Annotated in this window: 4 protein-coding genes; 1 reads left to right on the plus strand and 3 read right to left on the minus strand. The window is 70.6% G+C overall.

The window, feature by feature from the left end:
- Positions 1–353: carbohydrate ABC transporter permease (locus tag ACHZD8_RS11560; RefSeq protein WP_394770579.1), on the plus strand; the 353-nt coding region annotated here is incomplete at its 5' end.
- A gap of 84 nt (positions 354–437) precedes the next feature.
- On the opposite strand, the gene ACHZD8_RS11565 is transcribed toward ACHZD8_RS11560, so the two are convergent.
- From ACHZD8_RS11565 to ACHZD8_RS11575, 3 genes are all read right to left on the minus strand, one after another.
- Positions 438–1,223: an SDR family NAD(P)-dependent oxidoreductase gene (locus ACHZD8_RS11565; protein WP_394770580.1), complete on the minus strand. Its 786-nt coding sequence runs from the start codon at positions 1,221–1,223 to the stop codon at positions 438–440.
- A 5-nt stretch (positions 1,224–1,228) separates the two neighbouring features.
- Positions 1,229–3,766, minus strand: a complete 2,538-nt coding sequence (locus tag ACHZD8_RS11570) for an alpha-L-rhamnosidase N-terminal domain-containing protein (protein ID WP_394770581.1) — start codon at positions 3,764–3,766, stop codon at positions 1,229–1,231.
- Positions 3,766–3,962 (minus strand): hypothetical protein (locus ACHZD8_RS11575; RefSeq protein WP_394770582.1); only part of this gene is annotated, 197 nt, incomplete at its 5' end. The genes ACHZD8_RS11570 and ACHZD8_RS11575, both read right to left, overlap by 1 nt.

Here is a 3,962-nt window from a genome sequence, read left to right on the forward strand (position 1 = left end):
TCGTCGGCACCATTCCGCGCGAGCTCGACGAGGCCGCCGTGCTGGATGGTGCCGGGCCGTTCCGCTTGTTCTTCGGTGTCGTCCTGCCGCTGCTTCGCCCCGTCATCGTCACGGTCATCGTGGTGCAGTCGGTGGCCGTATTCAACGACTTCGCGGGTCCGCTGTACTTCCTCCCCGGTGATGAGAACGCCACAGTCCAGCAGACGCTGTACGAGTTTCAGGGCCAAAACCTGAGCTACTACAACCTGCTGTTCATGGACATCCTGCTCATCACGATCCCCCCGCTCGTCGCCTACATCTTCTTCAACCGACAGATCGTGGCGGGTCTGACGAGCGGCGCCGTCAAGGGCTGATCGCCGGGCCAGAAGCAGGTCTCGGGGTGGGTGGCGAGTGGGATCGACATCCACCCCGGTGCTGTGCGCCCGACGGGGTCTCGACTACCTCGCGGTCCACCCGCCGTCGATGGCAAGCGTTTGGCCGGTGATGAGCGACGCGGCGGGCGACGCCAGGAAGACCACGGCGCCCGAGACCTCGCGAGGGAGTCCGATGCGGTGCAGCGCGGCGATGCGCTCGATCGTGTCCGCGCGGAAGGCGGCGTCGCTCAGCGCCGCCGCGGTGCCGTCGGTCTCGATGAACGTCGGGGCGACCGCGTTGACCCGGATGCCGAGGTCGCCCCATTCGACGGCGTGGCAGCGGGTCATGTGGACCACGGCGGCCTTCGCGATGCAGTACGAGGACTCGCCGGGGAGCGCCACCAGCCCGGCTTGCGAGGCGATGTTGATGATCGCCCCTCCTCCTCCGCCACCGGCCATTCGCCGTGCCGCGTGCTGCGATAGGAAGAAGGTCGACTTGGTGTTCAGGCTCCAGACCGCGTCGAAATCCTCCTCGGTCACCTCCAGTGCCGGTCCGCCGATCCCGCCTCCCGCGTTGTTGACCAGGATGTCGATCACCCCGAGCTGCTCCGCGGCCGCGTCGAGGGCAGACCGCGACCGGTCGAGATCGCACACGTCGAGTTCCACGGCGGTCGCTCGGCCACCGAACCCCGCGATCTCCTCGAGCAGGCGGTCTGCCGACGCCCGCTCACGGACGCCGACGGCCACCGCGGCGCCGGCGCGCGCCAGATCGAGCGCGATCTGCCGCCCGAGCCCGCGGGCGGCTCCGGTCACCAACGCGTGGCGTCCTGTCAGGTCGAACGGCGAGGCGTGAGCCTCCACGGTGCCCATCCCGCTCACCTCAGGGCCAGCTCGTGGTGGCCCGCGGGTAGCGGGGTCTCGGTGCCCGCGGCATCCACGAACAGCACAGCAACCGGACTGTCGATGGTGACCGCGGTGCCCTCGACCGAGATCCGGATGAGGCCGTGCGGTGTCGGAACTGCCCCGGCCAGCGAGCCCAGGGCTCCGGGCACGGGGGCGACTCGCGCGCGGGTGTAGCCGGGCTCTGCCGGGGTGACCCCGAGCACGTACCAGACCAGGTCGCGGGTCGGCGTGGAGCTCCAGCCGTGCACCGGCGTCCCCCAGCCCCAGCACTCGCCGAAGGTGTCGTAGCCGTCGTGCAGGAACACGCTCCATCTCCGCAGCAGTGCGGGCAACTCGGCGGCCCGCCCGGCCGCGGCGACCGCGTCGTGCACGACGTAGCTGTAAAACGGCTCGGCGAGCACGACCTCGGTGTCGGCATCCCAATCGATGCGCTGGATGCCGCGGGACTGCTCCTCAATCTTCACGAGGTCGTAGCCGCCGTCGTCGCCTCCGATCCAGGAGCGGATCACCAGCGTCTCCGGGTCGGTGATCGCGTCGATGATGCGCGACCAGCGCTCGCGCGGGGCGAGGCCGGACACGATGGCGGTCGCGCCGGCGGCCTGCGAGGCGGGAGCATGCGGCATGCCGTGCACGAGGTGGTCGATGTACGTGCCGCGGGCCTCGTCCCAGAACTGCTCGAAGCCGTCGCGGGCGGTCTGCCACAGTCCACGGGCCCACGCGGCGTTGCCGGCGTTGCCGAGCCACTCCGAGAGTTCGGCGAACTCGCGGAGCGCCCGCGCCCACAGCGAGGTCAGGATCGAGCTGCGGCCGGTCGAGAACACGCTGGCCCAGTCGACCAGGTTCCACTCCGGCACATCCTCGATGGCACCGCTCGGTCCCAGGTAGGGCAGATACCAGCGCAGGACCTTCTCTACGGTCGGTAGCACGGCAAGCAGTTGCTCGCGGTCACCGTCGTGGCGGTACTGGTTGTGCACTCCGTGCACCCAGTGCAGCGCCCAGTCGGGGATGGTGACCCCGCCGCCAGCCTCGATCTCGCCGACGACCGTCATCGGCAGCATGTGGTCGGAGCGCGGGGAGTCCCCGAGGGCGATGTAGTTCCGCGTGAGGCGCCAGTCCTCGTTCGTGGTCAGGTGCACCATCTGGTGCACGACGCCGTCGCCCACCCAGGCCCGCTGCTCGCGGGTCGGGCAGTCGGTGAACGAGTCGAAGGAGTTCATCGCGACCGTGCGGATGCCGGCCGTGTACAGCCGATCCAACTCGGGGTCGTCGGACCGGAAGAACGCGGCGCCCTCGGTGGCGTAGTGGTACTCGCGCATCCGCAGGGCGGTGAGCGTGGCATCCGCGGAGCCGTGGACGCCGTGAATGAGCAGGCTCACGTAGCGCAACCCGTTCACCTCGAGCCCCGAGAAGCGGTCGTCCGAGCCGCGCGCGATGTAGCGCGCTCCGGTGCGGGGAGCCGAGCCGAGCACACCGACGGCGGGGTCGAACGGGAGCTCCTGGTAGAGCAGGTCGACGATCGTGCCGGTCGGAGCGTCCAGCTCGAGCTCGACGAAGCCGGCCACGATCCGGCCGAAGTCGGCGACGATCAGGGTGGCACGCTCGCTCGAGACGGTCACGGGCAGAGTCGCCGTCTCGGTCGCCGCCTGCCCGCGGGCCTCCAATGCCGCGAAAACGCGGTCCGCCGGATGCTCGGGGCTCCCGTCGCCGGGAGCGGCCACTGCCCCCGTGGTCAGGCCGATCGGCAGCGCGGTCTCGCCGCCGAGCGCGCCGATGCCGCGCGGCAGGAGCGCGCCGTACGGATCGGTCGGAGGCTGGGACGCGGCGGATCCGCCCTGGTGGCTGACCTTCACGATCGAGGCGGCCGTCCAGCCGGAGGCGTCGAACCCGACCGTCGTCCACGCCAGGTTGAGCTCGCGGGCGTCGAACAGTTCGACGGGCACGCCGTCCAAGCCGCCGTGCGGCACCAAGCCCCAGGCTGTGGCGCGGGTGACGGTCCAGCTGTCGTCGGAGACCAGCCAGGCGTCCGCATCCGAGCTGTCCGGGTCAGGGGAGTCGGAGGAACCCAGCTTCGCTTCGAACACGAGCAGAGCATCCCGTCCCATCACCCCGGAGGCGACAGCGGGCTGCCAGAAGGAGTTGGCCGTGCCGTAGTAGGTCACGAGAACCGCGACGGTGTTGACGCCGACCCGCAGATACGGAGCGAGGTCGTAGTCGTCGTAGCGCAGGCGGCGCGGCTGCGAGCGGACCGGGCCGCGACCCACCTCCACCCCGTTGACCCAGAGCACGTAGCGCGAGTCGGCGGTGAGGCGCGCCGGAACGCGCGCCGGCACCGCATCCAGCGTGAACTCGCGACGGTACTGCGAGCGGCTGAAGACGGCAGGCGGCAGCTCTTGGCTGAACGAGATGGCCGCCGGGTGGTACTCGGGCAGGTCGGGGGCGATCCAGTGACCGTGCCAGCGCACCTCCGGGAAGTCGGCGTCGCGCCCGGGCGAAGCCAGCCTGCCGTCCATCAGTGGCGCTCCGCGTTTAGGGTCGCCAGCGCGGACTCGACGGCCGCGACCACGGCCGGCGGGGTGCGGCGGATGGACTCGCCCAGCTCTCGGCCCGGCGTCCACTTGGTGTGCTTGCGGAAGATCAGAGCCTGCTCGCCGTCCTCGGCGGCGATCGCGGCGGCCAGCACCGAGAAGGCCTTCGGGTCGTCGATGA

Origin of the sequence: Lacisediminihabitans sp. (assembly GCF_043726815.1) — a bacterium.
Lineage (GTDB): Bacteria > Actinomycetota > Actinomycetes > Actinomycetales > Microbacteriaceae > Lacisediminihabitans.